This is a genomic window from Haloimpatiens myeolchijeotgali, assembly GCF_042688525.2.
Lineage (GTDB): Bacteria > Bacillota > Clostridia > Clostridiales > Clostridiaceae > Haloimpatiens.
On the sequence record NZ_JBHWAB010000001.1, the window covers coordinates 274,036 to 290,729 of the forward strand.

Annotated in this window: 13 protein-coding genes and 1 tRNA gene; 11 read left to right on the forward strand and 3 right to left on the reverse strand. The window is 27.6% G+C overall.

Features of this window, described 5'->3' with window-relative positions; genetic code table 11:
* Nucleotides 1-241: 241 nt before the first annotated feature.
* The 3 genes from ACFIJ5_RS01400 to murC all read right to left on the reverse strand — a co-directional run bounded on the left by ACFIJ5_RS01400 (nt 242) and on the right by murC (nt 2,506).
* Nucleotides 242-317: transfer RNA gene (locus ACFIJ5_RS01400), tRNA-Pro, on the reverse strand.
* Between the two features lie 92 nt (nt 318-409).
* On the reverse strand, nt 410-724 hold the full coding sequence (locus ACFIJ5_RS01405; RefSeq protein ID WP_379802954.1) for a hypothetical protein: 315 nt from the start codon (nt 722-724) through the stop codon (nt 410-412).
* A 405-nt stretch (nt 725-1,129) separates the two neighbouring features.
* Entirely contained in the window at nt 1,130-2,506 is a 1,377-nt protein-coding gene (murC, locus tag ACFIJ5_RS01410; protein ID WP_379802956.1) for a UDP-N-acetylmuramate--L-alanine ligase, read from the reverse strand.
* 204 nt (nt 2,507-2,710) lie between these two features.
* Between murC and purR the strand changes: the two genes are divergently transcribed.
* The 11 genes from purR to spoVT all read left to right on the forward strand — a co-directional run bounded on the left by purR (nt 2,711) and on the right by spoVT (nt 16,624).
* A complete protein-coding gene (gene purR, locus ACFIJ5_RS01415; protein WP_379802958.1) occupies nt 2,711-3,526 on the forward strand; it encodes a pur operon repressor in 816 nt (271 codons plus the stop codon).
* 122 nt (nt 3,527-3,648) lie between these two features.
* Entirely contained in the window at nt 3,649-3,957 is a 309-nt protein-coding gene (gene spoVG, locus ACFIJ5_RS01420; RefSeq protein WP_379802960.1) for a septation regulator SpoVG, read from the forward strand.
* Nucleotides 3,958-4,119: 162 nt separating this feature from the next.
* Nucleotides 4,120-5,490: a bifunctional UDP-N-acetylglucosamine diphosphorylase/glucosamine-1-phosphate N-acetyltransferase GlmU gene (gene glmU, locus ACFIJ5_RS01425; protein WP_379802962.1), complete on the forward strand. Its 1,371-nt coding sequence runs from the start codon at nt 4,120-4,122 to the stop codon at nt 5,488-5,490.
* 19 nt (nt 5,491-5,509) lie between these two features.
* The gene (locus ACFIJ5_RS01430) at nt 5,510-6,469 is read left to right on the forward strand and encodes a ribose-phosphate diphosphokinase (RefSeq protein WP_379802964.1); all 960 of its coding nucleotides are present in this window, start codon (nt 5,510-5,512) and stop codon (nt 6,467-6,469) included.
* 205 nt (nt 6,470-6,674) lie between these two features.
* Nucleotides 6,675-7,361: a response regulator transcription factor gene (locus tag ACFIJ5_RS01435; protein WP_379802966.1), complete on the forward strand. Its 687-nt coding sequence runs from the start codon at nt 6,675-6,677 to the stop codon at nt 7,359-7,361.
* On the forward strand, nt 7,362-8,771 hold the full coding sequence (locus ACFIJ5_RS01440; protein ID WP_379802968.1) for a sensor histidine kinase: 1,410 nt from the start codon (nt 7,362-7,364) through the stop codon (nt 8,769-8,771).
* A 92-nt stretch (nt 8,772-8,863) separates the two neighbouring features.
* A complete protein-coding gene (locus ACFIJ5_RS01445; RefSeq protein WP_379802971.1) occupies nt 8,864-10,033 on the forward strand; it encodes a S1C family serine protease in 1,170 nt (389 codons plus the stop codon).
* A gap of 170 nt (nt 10,034-10,203) precedes the next feature.
* A complete protein-coding gene (pth, locus tag ACFIJ5_RS01450; protein ID WP_379802973.1) occupies nt 10,204-10,770 on the forward strand; it encodes an aminoacyl-tRNA hydrolase in 567 nt (188 codons plus the stop codon).
* A gap of 18 nt (nt 10,771-10,788) precedes the next feature.
* Entirely contained in the window at nt 10,789-14,313 is a 3,525-nt protein-coding gene (gene mfd / locus ACFIJ5_RS01455; RefSeq protein WP_379802976.1) for a transcription-repair coupling factor, read from the forward strand.
* A gap of 68 nt (nt 14,314-14,381) precedes the next feature.
* Nucleotides 14,382-15,386: a peptidylprolyl isomerase gene (locus tag ACFIJ5_RS01460; protein WP_379802978.1), complete on the forward strand. Its 1,005-nt coding sequence runs from the start codon at nt 14,382-14,384 to the stop codon at nt 15,384-15,386.
* A 692-nt stretch (nt 15,387-16,078) separates the two neighbouring features.
* Complete coding sequence (spoVT, locus tag ACFIJ5_RS01465) at nt 16,079-16,624, forward strand: stage V sporulation protein T (protein WP_379802980.1); 546 nt, start codon at nt 16,079-16,081, stop codon at nt 16,622-16,624.
* The last annotated feature ends 70 nt before the right edge of the window (nt 16,625-16,694 follow it).

Sequence of the window (16,694 nt, forward strand, 5' to 3'; positions counted from 1 at the left end):
GCCGCTACGGGAAATGATATCTTGCGTAGAAACCTTTCACTTCAGTAACAAGTTCTAAGCTTTACTCATGTTGAAAAAATAACTTTTTTCAAATTCGTAAAGCTAATAACTTGTAAACTTTGTTCAAATGTTTCTTACGCAATATATAATTTCCCTTCGCTAAGTAGTATTTTTTTACTGCGAAAGTTGAGTTATAAGGTATATAAAAAAATCCTATGCATAATGCATAGGATTTTACAATTGGTCGGGGTGACAGGGCTTGAACCTGCGGCCTCATGGTCCCAAACCACGCGCGCTCCCATCTGCGCCACACCCCGAAGGACAAGGAATAGTATAAATCATAAAATGTAAAATGTCAATAAAAAACCACAAATTTTTTTAAAAAACAATAAAAAATAATATTTTTAGTCTATTTATTTTTCTTTTTATCACCACTACCACGAGTGGGAACAGTAGACATAACAAAACCTACAAGAATAGAAACTAAAGCAGGTGCAATTATATTGAGATATACTATATATCTAGTTTTATATAATATTAAAGCTGTCAAACCAGTGATTAAAGTAGTAGCTATAAATATGTATATTATAAATTTAGCAAAGGAATTTAAAAATTTTTCATATAATTTGTGACGTGTTGGGCCACTAATAACTTTTCTAAAGATACCATAAGAAATAAGGATTAAGATAATATTAACAAAAGCAGAAACAAAAAAATTTTTCAATTAACACACCTCCAAGCTTATAATTATATTATTTACTGAAATATCATAAAAAATGCACAGATGTTCTATGTTTTGAAGTTAATGGAATGTTTTTTATTACAAACTCAACTTTGGTAGGTGAAAAATAGCCGCTACGGAAAATGATATCTTGCTTAGAACTTGTAAACTTTGTTCAAATGTTTCTTACGCAAGATATCATTTTCTTTCGCTAAGAAGTGTTTTTTTACTGCGAAAGTTGAATTACAAAGAAAAGGATAAGTGTATATATGCATAAAAAAAGTATTAGAAGTATTGATATATTCAAAATATCGACTTCTAATACCATATTTAACATTATTTTATTATTCAATTTTGCAATATATTATTTTCCACAGAGGCTATTTTCATCTAGGAAAATTTAACTTATTATTTTTGAAGAAACATTTCTCCCACTTTATATACATCACCAGCCCCAAGAGTCATTAATAAATCGCCAGATTGAAGTTGTGGTTTTAAGTGCTTAACAATCTCTTCAAAGCTATGAATGTTAACTGAATTGACGCCTTTTTCTTTTATTTTATCACTTAGCATTTTAGAATTTATTGTACCAGGGTCTTTTTCTCTAGCAGCATATATATCTGCTAATATTAATTGATCTGAATCAAAAAATGAAGTTACAAAATCATCAAATAATGTAGATGTTCTTGTATATGTGTGTGGTTGAAAAACACAATATATTTTATTATGAGGATAATTTTTTGCAGCAGCCAAAGCAGCTTTTATTTCTGTAGGATGATGAGCATAATCATCAATAACAGTAATTCCATTCTTTATTCCTTTTATTTCAAATCGTCTATGAGTTCCACCGAAGTTTTCAAGCCCTTCTATTATAAATTTATTATCAATGTTTAAACTAAAAGCTGCACATATAGTTGATAAAGCATTTAATATATTATGTTTTCCTGGAACTTTTAAATTTACTGTAAATAACTTATTTTCGTTATCGTAAACATCAAAAATTCCACAGCCTTTGTCATTAAATGATATATTTTTAGCACGAATTTGACCATTGTTTATTCCAAAACTTAAGATATTACAATTTACTTTACTTGTAATATTTCTAACATTATCATCATCGAAATTAGATATTAAAAAACCTTCTGTTGGAATTAATTTTGCAAATTTTAAAAAAGTATTTTCAATATGCTGCAAATCTCTATAAAAATCTAAATGGTCTTCTTCTATATTTAATATGACTCCTATATAAGGATAAAATTTTAAAAATGATGCTTTATATTCACATGCTTCACTTATAAAATAGTCACTATTACCAGTTCTGACATTACCATTTATTACATCTAGTTGACCACCTACTAATATAGTGGGATCTAAATTTGCAGCTAATGTAATGTGAGATAACATGGATGTGGCGGTTGTTTTTCCATGAGTACCTGATATAGCCACATTATATTTATGACCTTTCATGATTTGTCCTAGAAATTCAGCTCTATCCATTAGTTGAATATTTAAAGATTTTGCTTTTTGAATTTCAGGATTATTACTAGGAATAGCTGCAGTATATACAACTAAATCAGCATCAGTAATATTATTTTCATTGTGACCTATGTAAATTTCAGCACCTTTATCCCTTAATTTATCTATGATAGGAGAAGAATTTCTGTCTGAACCAGAAACTGTATAGTTATTTTCTAGTAGTATTTCTGCAAGGCCACTCATGCTTATACCGCCTATTCCTATAAAATGAATTTTTTTATGTTTATCTTTTAAAAAATTAAATGACATAATAATCACTCCTTAAAAACACTATATTTTAAATTATATACAAAAATTCTTTAAAACGATACAAAAATATAGATATCAAATATAAAATTTATATTTTTCTTTGAATATAATTGTATTGATTTTGTAAATAATTTAGAATAGAATATGAATAATAAGATATATTATGAAAATAAAATTCGTAAAATTTAGAATATAGGTGATTATATGAAGAAATTAAGTAGAAACCAAAGAGTAATAGCTATTACAAAAATGTTAACAGATAATCCTAACAAAATCATAAATTTGAATACATTTACAGAAAAATTTAATGCGGCAAAGTCTTCTATAAGTGAGGATTTAGTTATTGTTAGGGAAATTTTGAAAGAACTTAATATGGGAAATATTGAAACAATATCTGGTGCTGCAGGCGGGGTTAAGTATATTTGCAATATTTCTGATGAAGAGAAAAGACTATTTATAGATGAACTATGCCAATTATTAAAAGACAAAGAGAGAGTTATACCAGGGAATTTTATATATATGACTGATATAATGTATAATCCTCAAATAGTATATAAGGCAGGAATTATTTTAGCATCTGCTTTTAGTAATATGGACATTGATTATGTAGTTACAGTAGAAACTAAAGGTATACCTCTTGCATATGAGGTAGCTAGAATGTTAGGGGTACAATTAGTTATAGTAAGGCATGATACAAAGGTTACAGAGGGAACTACAGTAAGTATTAATTATATATCTGGTTCTAGTAGAAGAATACAAACAATGTCACTTTCTAAAAAAGCTATGAAAAAAGGAAGTAAGTGTATATTTATTGATGACTTTATGAAAGCTGGAGGGACTGCTTTAGGAATAGTAGATTTATTGAAAGAATTTGAAAGTGAACTTTTAGGAATAGCAGTTTTAATTGATAATGTGGGTACTCCTAAAAAAATGGTAAATAAGTATTTATCCCTTATAGAACTAAGCGGAATAGATGAAAATGGTAGTGTTAAAATAAGTCCATCTAAGTTCATAAAATGATGGAATGAAATACAAAAATTGAAATTTTCAAAAAAATCAATATTTTTTTGAATATTTAGAAGGAAATTTGAAAATAATAGAGAATTAATAACATAGTTAAAACATCTTGGAGGTGGATTTTTATGCAAGTTACAGACGTTAGGATTAGAAAAATTGCTGCAGAGGGAAAGATGAAGGCGATAGTTTCCGTAACTTTTGATAATGAATTTGTTGTTCATGATATCAAAGTTATAGAGGGTAAAAATGGTCTCTTCATAGCTATGCCTAGCAGAAAAACACCAGATGGAGAATTTAAAGATATAGCTCATCCAATTAATACTGACACAAGACAAAAAATTCAAAAAGCTATCTTAGATCAATATGAGAAAGCTAAGAGTGAAGAAATCAATAAAGTTGAAAATAATATTGAAAATAACGTAGAAGAAGAATAAAAAGGGGTTTTTAACTCCTTTTTGTTTTTTTGTCAATATAAAATATTGAAAATGTCTTTGGCTATGTTGCAAATAATTACTGTTTAAAATATAATAATAAGTGGTGTTTTAAAGAATTTTGTAGAATTATATAAGAATATATACCTAAAAGAGGTGTTGCAATTGTATAAATGTGCTATAATATTAGCGGCAGGAAAAGGGAAAAGAATGAAATCTGATCTGCCAAAAGTGATTCATAAAGTATGTAATAAAGAAATGGTTAATCATGTAATAGACACTATGAGAAAGGCTAATATAGAAGATGTAAATGTAGTAATAGGTAAGAGTGCAGAAAAAGTGAAAAGTGCTACACAAAATAGACATGTTGTATACTCTTTTCAAAAAGAGCAATTAGGTACAGGTCATGCGGTAATGTGTACAAAAGAATTTTTAGAGGGTAAAAGTGGAACAGTAGCCATTTTTACAGGAGATGCACCGCTTATTAGACCAGAGACAGTAAAAAAGCTTATTAAATATCATGAGGAAAATGAGTTTAGTGCAACAATACTTACTTCAAAAGTTGATGAACCAGCAGAATATGGAAGAATAATAAGAAACAATATCAACGAAGTAGAAAAGATAGTAGAGTTCAAGGACTGTAATGAAGAAGAAGTAAAAATAAATGAAATTAACTCAGGTATGTATTGCTTTGATATTGAGGATTTATTATCTTCTCTCAATAGATTAAATAACAATAATGCTCAAGGAGAATATTATTTAACTGATGTAATTTCTATATTGAAAAAAGAAAGTAAAAAAGTTGGTGCTATAGATACAACATTTGAAGAAACTTTAGGAGTAAATTCTAGAGTTCAACTTTCAGAAGTTGAGAAAATAATGAGAAAAAGAATAAATAATTATCATATGGAAAATGGTGTTACAATAATAGATCCAAATAATACGTATATAGGACCAGATGTAGAAATAGGAAATGATACTATAATTTATCCTGGAAATGTATTAGAAGGAAATACAAATATAGGAAAATCATGTATGATATATCCTAATTCTAGAATAAATGATAGTATTATCGAAAATAATGTGACTATCCAAAATTCAGTTATTCTAGAGAGTAAAATAGGCGAAAGTACTACAGTAGGTCCATTTGCATATATAAGACCTCAAAGTAATATTGGAAAGTCAACTAGAATAGGTGATTTTGTTGAGATAAAAAAATCTAGCATAGGTGATGGTACAAAAGTATCTCATTTAACATATATAGGTGATGCTGAAGTAGGAAGTGGATGTAACTTCGGATGTGGAACAGTTGTTGTTAATTACGATGGTAAAAATAAATATAAAACTGTAATAGGAAACAATGCTTTTATAGGATGCAATACAAATTTAGTCTCTCCAGTTGTTGTAAATGATAATTCTTATATAGCAGCAGGTTCTACAATTACTGATGAAGTTCCTGAAAAGGCTTTAGCTATAGCAAGAGCTAAACAAGTAAATAAAGAAGGCTGGGTGGATAAGAAAGGCGTCTGGAAATAATTTTAAGGAGGTTTATATAATGATAACCCATGGCAAAAATATTAAAATTTTTACAGGAAACTCTAATCCCAAACTTGCAGAAGAAATAGCTGATATTTTAGGTGTTAAAGTTGGGGATGCACAAGTTTCAACTTTTAGTGACGGTGAAATCTCCGTAAATATAGGTGAAACAGTAAGAGGTGCTGATGTATTTGTTGTTCAATCTACAAATGCTCCAGTGAATGATAATTTAATGGAGCTTTTAATAATGATAGATGCTTTTAAGAGAGCGTCTGCAGGTAGAATAACAGCTGTTATTCCTTACTATGGATATGCAAGACAAGATAGAAAAGCTAAGGCTAGAGATCCAATTACAGCAAAATTAGTAGCAGATTTATTAACAGCTGCAGGTGCAGATAGAGTACTTACAATGGATTTACATGCAGCTCAAATACAAGGATATTTTAATATACCAGTAGATCACCTACTAGGAGCACCACTTTTATCAAAATATTTTATAGAGCAAGGATTTAAGGATCAAGAAGATGTAGTAGTAGTTTCACCAGATCTTGGTAGTGTTGCTAGATCAAGAAAGTTTGCAGATATGCTTCACTGTCCAATAGCTATAATTGATAAAAGAAGACCAAAAGCTAACGTATCAGAGGTTATGAATGTCATAGGTGATATTAAAGATAAGAAAGTTATATTAATTGATGATATGATAGATACAGCAGGTACAATAACTAATGGTGCAAATGCATTAGTAAAATTAGGAGCTAAAGAAGTATATGCTTGTTGTAGTCACGCTGTTTTATCTGGACCAGCAATAGAAAGAATAGAAAAATCAGTGATAAAAGAATTAGTAATGTTAAATACTATTGATTTACCACAGGATAAAAAATTAGATAAATTTAAGACATTATCAGTTGCTGCTTTATTAGCTGAAGCAATAAGAAGAATATATGAAGATATATCAGTTAGTAAATTATTTGGAAACTAATTAATACATAAAATATGTTTCTTTATTAAATAATATATAGTAGAGATAGGCGTGTGATATTATACATACAATATATAATATTGCATGCCTATTTGTATATATAGTAAAAAAATTGTAACATTTTTATTAACTGTATAAACAAATTTAATTTATGTGGTAAATTAAAGATAATACTTATTTTAATAGTGTTTTGGAGGGATATAGTATGGAAGGAACAATGGGTAAAATTTTAGTTGTTGATGATGATGAAAATATATGTGAAGTAATAAAAATGTATTTGGAAAGTGCAGGTTATTCAACTAGACTTGCTTATGATGGCAAGAGTGCAGAAGAAAAATTTTCAGAGTACAAACCTGATTTAGTATTATTAGATATTATGATACCCAATATAGACGGAATTGATGTTTTAAAATGGATAAGAAAAGAACATGAGACACCAGTTATTATGATTACGGCAAAAGGAGAAACTTTTGATAAAGTATTAGGATTAGAATTAGGTGCAGATGATTATATAGTTAAACCATTTGAACCTAAAGAAATGCTTGCTAGAGTTAAAGCAGTTCTTAGAAGATATAATGTGGATAATATCAATAAAGAAGTTTTATCTTTTGATAATTTAACAGTAGATATTAATTCATATAAGGTTATTTATAAAGAACAAGACATAAAAATGCCACCAAAAGAATTTGAACTGTTATATTATTTAGCAAGTAATAAGAATAGAGTTTTTACTAGAGAACAGTTGTTGTGTGAAGTTTGGGGATACGATTATCCTGGAGATTCAAGAACAGTAGATGTTCATGTAAAAAGATTAAGAGAAAAATTAGAAGGAGGATCAAATTGGAAGATAGAAACGGTTTGGGGAGTTGGTTATAAATTTGAGGTGAACTAAATGAGAAAAAAAGGATTATTTTCAAAAATGGTAGCTACGTATACCATTATAATTGCTATTAGTTTTTCTATACTTGCTACAGTATTGTCGTTATGGTTTGAAAATTATTATTTCGGACAAAAAAGAAATGAATTGATGGCAAAAGCAAAACTTATAGGAACTTCTGCTATTCAATATATGTATGGAGATATATCTACATTTGAGATAAATAAGCAGTTAGAGCTTATAGGAGATTATCTTAATGTAGATATTTGGCTTTCTGATAAGTATGGATATATTTATGCTGTATCTAACAATAAGTATAGAAATATAGAAGGAAAGCAAATTTTAGCTGATGATTTAGGAAAATTGAGACAGAAAAAAATTGTAGAAAAAAGAGGTACTTATGAAAATATATTTTCACAGCCTGTTCATACATTGGAGATACCAATAACCTACAGAGATAATTTTAAAGGAACAATTATAATGCATATGTCATTAGAAGGCATAGATGAAGCTTTAAAAAGTGTATATAGAATAATATGGATTTCTGCTGTATTAGCAATAATAATATCATCTATAGTTATTTATTATTTTTCTCAAAGAATAATTATTAAACCGTTATCAAAAATTAATACTGTAGCTGAGAAAATATCAAAAGGTGAAGTTGATAAAAGAGTCCACATAAAATCTAATGATGAAATAGGGGAACTTGCAAATTCCTTTAATTCTATGGCTAATTCTTTAGAGAAAGTAGACAAAAACAGAAGGTTATTTATATCCAATGTTTCACATGAGATTAGATCGCCTATAACATCTATTAAGGGATTTATTGGAGGTATATTGGATGGTATAATACCAGCAGAAAAGCAAACTAATTATTTATCAATAGCATACGAAGAGATTCAAAGACTAACAAGGCTTGTTAACGATCTTTTGGATTTATCAGCTATAGAATCAGGCAGATTCACAATGAAAGTTCAACAGTTAAATTTAAATGAAATTATGAGATTAGTTGTTATAAAATTTGAAACTAAAATAAGAAATAAGAATTTAAAAGTAGATGTTTGTTTTGAAAAAGAGGAAGATTATGTTATTGCAGATAGAGATAGATTAATACAAATTATAACTAATATACTAGACAACGCTATTAAGTATGTTAATGATGGAGGTAAGATAAATATATCCACTAAAACAAAGGGAAAGAAGTCTTATGTAACAATTTTTAATAGTGGTCCAGCTATAGAAGAAGAGGATTTAAAACATGTATGGGATAGATTTTATAAAGCTGATAAGGCAAGATCATCTAAAATTAGTACAGGATTAGGCTTATCCATAGTGAGAAGTTTGTTAACACAACTTGGTGAAGATATTTGGGTTGAAAATAGGGATAAAGGAGTAGCGTTTACATTTACATTAACTAGAAGTTAAAATATACTTACAATTCATTAATATTGAATTAACATATTTTCAATATAATAATTTTAAATAGAATATTTTTATTAGAGTGAGAGGTGTTAAACATGAATGACGATTATAAGGAAGTGAATGACACCATATGGGCAGATGTTGAAAAAAAGGATGGGTGTATAAATTTTAGAAGAAATAGAAAACGTAGATTTACAATAATATTTTTTAGAAGTATAGTATTTATTTTAATAGCTATAATTTCAGGAATATTATCAGCAAATTATTTTATCAATAAAAAATATCCCGAGGTAGTAGAAAGTTATGAAAATAAAACATCAAATAGTAAAAATAATATATCAGTACAAAGTAAGCCTATAAAACAAAACGCTATAACTACAGTGGCAGAGGTAGTAGGACCGGCGGTTGTAGCTATAAGTAATAAAGCAGAAGGTTTTTTTGGAAATGTAAGTAAAGGAACTGGTTCAGGAATAATTTTTGATGAAAAAGGATATATAGTTACTAATTATCATGTAATAGAAGGTGCGAGTACTATAACCATTAAATTATCAAGTGGTAAACAGTTAACTGCCAAAGTTATAGGTAAAGATCCTAAATCAGATTTAGCAGTTATTAAAGTTGAGGCAAGAAATTTACCTGTGGCTAAATTTGGAGATTCTTCTAAAGTTCGAGTAGGAGATTTAGCTATAGCTATTGGAAATCCTTTAGGAGAAGAATTTGCAGGTTCTGTTACTTCTGGGATAATTAGTGCATTAAATAGAACTTTACGAGTTGGAGAATCAGTATATAAAGTTATTCAGACAGATGCAGCAATCAATCCTGGTAATAGTGGGGGAGCATTATGTAATGAAAGAGGAGAAGTAATAGGAATAAATAGTTTAAAAATAAATTCTAAATATGATGCTGAAGGAATGGGATTTGCTATAGGAAGTAATGAGGCAAAACATATAATTGATGAACTTATGAAACATGGAAGAATTTCAAGACCTATTATAGGAATATATGGAGGAACAGCTAATCCAAAAGCAACAAATGGAGTAGAAGGTATATTTGTAACTAAAGTTATACCTGGAACAGGTGCGGATAAGGTTGGGATAAGGCCATCAGATATAATTATTGAGTTCGATAATAAAAAGGTAAAAGAATTTGGTCAGCTATCAGAAATTTTAGAGAAACATAAAGTTGGAGATAGAGTTACCTGTAAAGTGTGGAGAAATGGTAAAATCCATAATATGAAAATACGATTAACAGAAATACAATATTAGTTTATAAATGTTAAACAGCACTTGGTGATAAAACAAGTTGCTGTTTAATTTAATGTATTCATAAAAGCAGTAAACTAGACAGAGAATAGAGGGTAGTATATACTGTATGTTGATATAAAATTTTAAAATTTACATATAAATTAATGATTGAATAAAAGATGGAGGTAGACATGTTTTTAGTAGTCGGATTAGGCAATCCTGGAAAAGAATATGAAAAAACTAGACATAATGTAGGATTTAATGTTATTGATTTATTAAGTAATAAGTATAATATTAACTTAAATAGGAAAAAATTTAGAGGTGAGTATGGAAATGGAATCTTAGAAGGAGAAAAGGTTTTATTGCTTAAACCTCAAACTTATATGAATTTAAGTGGTGAGAGTGTAAATGAAGCGGTAAATTTTTATAAAATTCCTAATAATAAAATAATAATTATATATGATGACATAAGTTTAGACATAGGAAAAATTAGAATAAGACCTAAGGGAAGCGCAGGAGGGCATAATGGAATAAAGAGTATAATTTCTAATTTAAGTAGTGACCAATTTATTAGAATAAAAGTAGGTGTAGGGGGTCCTAATGGAGACTTAGTTTCACATGTACTCGGAAGATTTCAAAATAAGGATAAAGAAAATATAGAGAAGGTTTTTGAAGTAGTATTGAATGCTGTGGAAACCATAATAAAACATGGAGTTAGTGAAGCTATGAACAGGTTTAATGGTGTTTATATAGATTAATTTGAGAGGTGTTTAAATATGAAATTGACAGGGCTGATAAAGCCTTTGAAAGAAAGTCAGAAGTTTATAGATATAATGCATAATGTCAATAACAATAATGTTCCTATTGATATATATGGTTTATCTGATTCAGGAAAAAGTTATTTAATTAATTCTTTCTACGAGGAAATTAATAGAGATGTTTTGATTTTAACACATAGTGATGTAGAAGCTAGAAATCTTTATGAAGATTTATCATTTTATATGAATAATGTATATTACTTTCCTATGAAAGAGATGGTATTTTATAATATATATGCAGTATCAGGTGATTTGAGATGGGAAAGATTAAATATTATTGAACAGATGTTGAAGAAAAGACAAAAAGTAATAATTACAACTATAGATGCATTAGCTGCTGCATATACTCCAATTGATATATTTAAAAAATATATGTTTAAAATATCAGTAGGAGATAAGTTAGATATAAAAAATTTAATAGAAAAACTTATACAATGTGGTTATGAAAGAACTGCTTTAGTAGATAGTAAGGGACAATTTTCAATAAGAGGAGGAATAATAGATATTTATCCTCCAACACATTCAGTTCCTTACAGAATTGAACTATTCGATGATGAAATAGATTCTATAAGAACATTTAATACTGAATCTCAAAGAAGTATTGAGAAAATGTATAGTTTACATGTATTTCCTGCTAAAGAAATTATTTTAAATAATGAAAACGTACAGAAAGGATATATAGAAATATCTAAAGATTTAGAAAACACATTATCTAAATTTGAAGGTAAAGGAAATAATGAAAAATTAGGTAAATTTAGAAAATCCATAGAAAAGAATTTGGAAAGATTAAAGCAAAATTGGAAATTTGATAATATAGAAAGTTATTTACCATATTTTTATGATAAGCCATCCAATTTTTTGGATTATGTGAGAAATCCGTTTATTATATTAGATGATGCAAAAAGATGTTTTGGTAAAATTGATAGTGTATATTTTGAATTTGAGGAAGATTATAAAAATTTTTATGAGAGAGCAAGCGTTCTTTCAAAACAATCACAATTATTATTTCCAAAAGCACAAGTGAATGAATTTATAAAGAGCAATACTTGTATAAGTTTAGATTGTATAACTAAACCAACGGATATATTAAAAACTAGATCTGAAACTAGTTTTTCTCAATCAACACTTAGTAATTATCATGGTCAATTAGATTTATTGATAGATGATATTAAAGAAAAAAAGGCAAAGGAATATAGAACAGTAATATTATCAGGTACGAAAACGAGAGGTCAAAGATTAGTAAATACTTTAAGAGATAGAGGAATAGAAAGCATATATAGAGATATGCTTTCAGAGATAAAACTTGGTCAGGTGGTTGTTACTTCAGGTAATCAATTAAAAGGATTTGAGTTTGCAGATTTAAAGTTATGCGTTATATCGGATAAAGAAGTTTTTGGTGAATCAAAAAGGAAATTGAAAAGAAAAGCAGTAAGACAAAAAGGCGTAAGTAAAATAAAAAGTTTTTCAGAGTTAAAATTAGGTGATTATGTAGTACATGCTAATCATGGTATAGGTATATATAAAGGAATTAGACAATTAGATGTTCAAGGTCGCAAAAAAGATTATTTAGAATTATCTTATGATAAAGATGATAAATTATATGTTCCTGTTGAACAATTAGATTTAGTTCAAAAGTATATAGGCAGTGAAGGAAAAATTCCTAGGGTTAATAAATTAGGAGGAAATGAATGGAACAAAACTAAAAATAAAGTAAGAAAATCAATTAATGATATAGCACAAGATTTAGTAAAATTATATGCTGTTAGAGCTACTTTAAAGGGATATAGATATTCAAAAGATACTGTTTGGCAGAAGCAATTTGAAGATGAATTTCCATTTCAAGAAACACCGGATCAAGTAACGGCTATAGATGAAATAAAAAATGATTTAGAGTCGGATAAGGTTATGGATAGATTGCTTTGTGGTGATGTAGGTTATGGTAAAACAGAAGTTGCATTAAGAACAGCATTCAAGGTTGTTATGGATGGAAAACAAGCAGCATTATTAGTTCCAACTACAATACTTGCAGAACAACATTATAATAATATAATAAAAAGATTTTCTGATTTCCCAATTAAAATAGATATGATAAGCAGATTTAGAACACCTACACAACAAAAAAATACATTGAAAGCAGTAAAAGAAGGAAATGTAGATATATTAATAGGTACTCATAGAATACTTCAGAAGGATGTAAAATTTAAAGATTTGGGACTATTAGTAATAGATGAAGAGCAAAGATTTGGGGTAGCACATAAGGAAAAGATAAAAAGCTTTAAGAAAAATGTTGATGTTTTAACACTTACAGCTACACCTATACCAAGAACACTTCATATGTCTTTAACAGGAGTTAGAGATATAAGTGTAATAGAAACACCTCCAGAAGATAGATATCCTGTTCAGACATATGTAGTAGAGTTTAATGAGCAACTTATGAGAGATGCTATTATTAAAGAAATAAGTAGAGGTGGACAGGTTTATTTTGTATATAATAGAGTTAAGAGTATAAAAGATATGCAAGCATATTTAAGTAAATTAGTTCCAGAAGCTAAAGTAGGAATTGCACATGGGCAGATGACAGAAAGAGAATTAGAGAAAGTAATGTTAGATTTCATGGAAGGTGAAGTTAATGTATTGGTATGTACAACAATAATAGAGACTGGGATAGATATACAAAATGTAAATACTATGATAATATATGATGCCGATAAGATGGGACTTTCTCAATTATATCAATTAAGAGGAAAAGTAGGTAGATCAAATAAGATTGCTTATGCATATCTGACTTATAAAAAAGATAAAATTTTAACAGAAGTTGCAGAGAAGAGATTAAAAGCAATAAAGGATTTTACAGAACTTGGTTCAGGATTTAAAATAGCAATGAGAGATTTAGAAATAAGAGGAGCAGGCAATATGATGGGTTCTGCACAACATGGGCATATGGCAGCTGTTGGGTATGATTTATATTGTAGAATGCTTGAAGAAACTATAAATAATATAAAAGGTGAAATACAGAAAGAACCTGTACAAACAGATGTAAAAATTAGTATTGATGCATATATACCGGGTACATATATTAAAGATGAGACCCAAAAGATAGAGATATACAAAAAAATAGCTGCTATAGAATCATATGAAGATATGATGGATATACAAGAAGAGATAGAAGACAGATATTCTGATATACCTGAATGTGTAAATAATTTGATAATTATTTCTTACTTAAGATCATTATCTAGTATAATAGGAATAGAAGAGATAAGTCAAAATAATCAAGAATTAATATTTGCGTTTGCAGGAAAAGAAAGATTAAATGAAAAAATTATTAAAACTATTTTAGATAAATATAGTAAGAAAATTGTATTTAAAATAGGAGAAAAACCAGCATTAGCTTATAAATTAAAAGGTATTAAGAAAGAAAGAGTGCTTAATATAATAAGAGAAATAGTAGAGTGCATAAGTAAAATAGTTGAAAAGAAGTAATTTTATGATAAAATAAATTTAAAGTTAAAATTGTACCTCATATGGACAATTTATAGGAGGAATGAGAAGTGAACAATATAAAAAAGATAATTATATCAGCAGTTGCATGTGGTTTAATTGTCTCTTTAGCAGGATGTAAAATGATAAAGAAGACACCAGAGGCAATTAAAAATGAAACTGTGGCTAAAGTTGCAGGTGAAAAAATAACAAGAGGCGAAGTAGACAATTATCCTCAAATGGCTAAAGCGATTGAAGCTGCGGAAAAGAAGTATGGTAAAGATTATGAAAACAATACAGAAGCTGCAGCTATTTTAAAAGAAACAAGACAGAATGTTTTAGAGCAAATGTCTATGGAAAAAATAATTATGAAAAAGGCAGATGAATTAAAAGTAGAAGATTCTAAAAAAATAAATGAAGAAGTAACTAAGCAATTTAATGAAATGAAAAAGACTTATAAAAATGATGAAAAAAAATTTAAAGAAGATTTAAAACAAGGCGGATTTACAGAAGAAACATTAAAAGAATTTATAAAAATAAGAGTTATAGCACCAAAAGTTTATGATAAAGCATTAAAAGATGTAAAAGCAAATGAAAAAGAGATAAAAGATTATTATGATTCTCATTTATTAGATTTTACAGAAAAACCCAATAGAATACATGTTTCACATATATTAGTTAAAACTGAAGAAGAAGCAAAAAAAGCAAAAGCTAGACTTGATAAGGGTGAGGATTTTGCAAAAGTAGCAAAAGAAGTATCAACTGATAAAACAGCAAATGAAAAAGGCGGAGATTTAGGATTTATTAAGTATAATGATCCTAATTACGATAGAATGTTTATGACAGCAGCACAAGCATTGAAGGAAGGAACTGTTTCTACACCAGTTAAAACTCAATTTGGATGGCATATTATAAAATGTATAAAGAAAGAAGAATATCCAATTAAGAAATTGGCAGATGTAAAAAAACAGGTAGAAGAAAAAGTAGTTGCTGGTAAGAAAAGCACTGAATGGAAAAAAATATTAGAACAATGGAAAAAAGATGCTAAAATAAAAATTTATGATGCTAAGTTATAATTAAAAGAACTAAAAACATGTGAGAATAATCAAAAATTCTTACATGTTTTTAATTTTTGTAAGAAAGCAGATATTGTTTAAAAATATACTTCAATAAGTTTTAAAATTTATCAATGAAGTTATTTTTTATCAATATGTGCTTTTATTGATTTTATTGAAAGAACTTAATTCTATTAAATAGCATATAATAATATATTTATAATGTATTTAAAAATTATATTATTTAGCATTTAATTCAATTAATATTAAATTATTTAAATATATCAAATATTTATATTTATAGATATATATATGATTATTTATTAAAATTAATATATAAATATAAAAATATACTGAAAGACCTTCAATTCCCTGTAAAATATTCTGGAATTTTGTCGAAAAATATCGTAAAAAGTAATATAATTATAATATAAGATAAAAAAATCATCATTGGAATTATGATGAATAGTAAAGTACATAAATATATATCTGAATATATAACAAATAAATTAGTTTATTTTAAATTTATAGAAAAATTAAACTATTTGGTTATAATTTGTTATAAATATATATGCAAATAATTGTGGTATTTTTAATTTTTATGTTAAATTTTCTAATCAGTATAACATTTGTGTATAAAATTTCATATTTAGAAAGATAATATGAATACAAATAAGTTTTGTTTTACATATAATTTTAAGGAGGGAAAACAAATGAAGGCAACAGGTATAGTTAGACGTATAGATGATTTAGGAAGAGTAGTTATACCAAAAGAAATAAGAAGAACTTTAAGAATAAGAGAAGGCGATCCACTAGAAATATTTACAGATAGACAAGGTGGAATTATTCTTAAAAAATATTCTCCAATAGGAGAGTTAACAGATTTTTCTAATGAATATGCAGATGCATTAAATTATTCTACAGGTAACAGTATAGTGGTATGTGATAAAGACACTATTGTTTCAATAAGTGGATTAACAAAAAAAGAATACTTAGATAAGAGAATAAGTAATGAACTTGAACAAATAATAGAAGAAAGAAAAACTGTTTTCTTAGATAAAGCTAAAGTAATACCTATATATGATGATGAGGAAATAGAAGGGAAATATGAAGGGATGGCTGTAGCTCCTATAATAGCAGAAGGAGATGCAATTGGAGCAGTTATAATAATATGCAAAGAGGAAGCTGAAGAAGTTCCTGATTTAGAAATGAAACTAGCTCAAACTGCAGCTGCATTTTTAGGAAAACAAATGGAATAAATGGCATATATGCCATTTGTTCTTTTTGAAATGATAATTTTAATATTAACTAAGAGTAACAAAATAAATT

Bases quoted from the DNA above. Each gene is read 5' to 3' on its own strand.
- ACFIJ5_RS01430 (WP_379802964.1), top strand. From the start codon at position 5,510: ATGATAACCCATGGCAAAAATATTAAAATTTTTACAGGAAACTCTAAT.
- pth (WP_379802973.1), top strand. From the start codon at position 10,204: ATGTTTTTAGTAGTCGGATTAGGCAATCCTGGAAAAGAATATGAAAAA.
- ACFIJ5_RS01435 (WP_379802966.1), top strand. From the start codon at position 6,675: ATGGAAGGAACAATGGGTAAAATTTTAGTTGTTGATGATGATGAAAAT.
- murC (WP_379802956.1), bottom strand. From the start codon at position 2,506: ATGTCATTTAATTTTTTAAAAGATAAACATAAAAAAATTCATTTTATA.
- spoVG (WP_379802960.1), top strand. From the start codon at position 3,649: ATGCAAGTTACAGACGTTAGGATTAGAAAAATTGCTGCAGAGGGAAAG.
- ACFIJ5_RS01440 (WP_379802968.1), top strand. From the start codon at position 7,362: ATGAGAAAAAAAGGATTATTTTCAAAAATGGTAGCTACGTATACCATT.
- spoVT (WP_379802980.1), top strand. From the start codon at position 16,079: ATGAAGGCAACAGGTATAGTTAGACGTATAGATGATTTAGGAAGAGTA.
- ACFIJ5_RS01445 (WP_379802971.1), top strand. From the start codon at position 8,864: ATGAATGACGATTATAAGGAAGTGAATGACACCATATGGGCAGATGTT.
- mfd (WP_379802976.1), top strand. From the start codon at position 10,789: ATGAAATTGACAGGGCTGATAAAGCCTTTGAAAGAAAGTCAGAAGTTT.
- purR (WP_379802958.1), top strand. From the start codon at position 2,711: ATGAAGAAATTAAGTAGAAACCAAAGAGTAATAGCTATTACAAAAATG.